General features: G+C 56.5%; 1 protein-coding gene. It reads left to right on the top strand.

Annotated features, from left to right (window positions below; translation table 11 throughout):
• A partial coding sequence (locus G5B30_RS17140) for an MBG domain-containing protein (RefSeq protein ID WP_206367180.1) occupies positions 1–579 on the top strand: 579 nt, incomplete at both ends.

A 579-nucleotide genomic window follows, 5' to 3' on the forward strand; every position in this document is an offset into this window, starting at 1 on the left:
AGACCGCAGTAAAACCTACGGTGAGGCGCTGACGCTCGGCAGTACCGAGTTCACGGCCAGCGGTCTGGTGAACGGCGATGCGGTTACCTCTGTCACGCTGGCATCAGATGGAGCAGCAGCGACAGCGGTAGTTGACGAGTACGACATCACGGCGACAGGAGCTGTGGGTCCTAAACTGGGGAACTATACGATCAGCTACGCCAAAGGCACGCTGACGGTGAACCCGAAAGCGCTGACCATTACAGCGAAAAACCGCAGTAAAACCTACGGTCAGACGCTTACCCTTGGCAGTACAGAATTTACGGCCAGCGGTCTTGTGAACGGCGATGCGGTTACTTCGGTCACACTGGCATCGGATGGAGCAGCAGCTACAGCGGTGGTAAACACTTACGAGATCACGTCCTCAGCAGCACAGGGTCCTAAACTGGGGAACTATACGATCAGCTACGCCAAAGGTACACTGACAGTCAACAGGAAAGCCCTGACGATAACGGCCAGTGACCGGAGCAAGACCTACGGTACCGCACTTACGCTCGGCACTACAGAATTCACGGCCAGTGGTCTGGTGAACGGCGATGC

The sequence above is a fragment of the Sphingobacterium sp. SGG-5 genome (genome assembly GCF_011043525.1).
Lineage (GTDB): Bacteria > Bacteroidota > Bacteroidia > Sphingobacteriales > Sphingobacteriaceae > Sphingobacterium.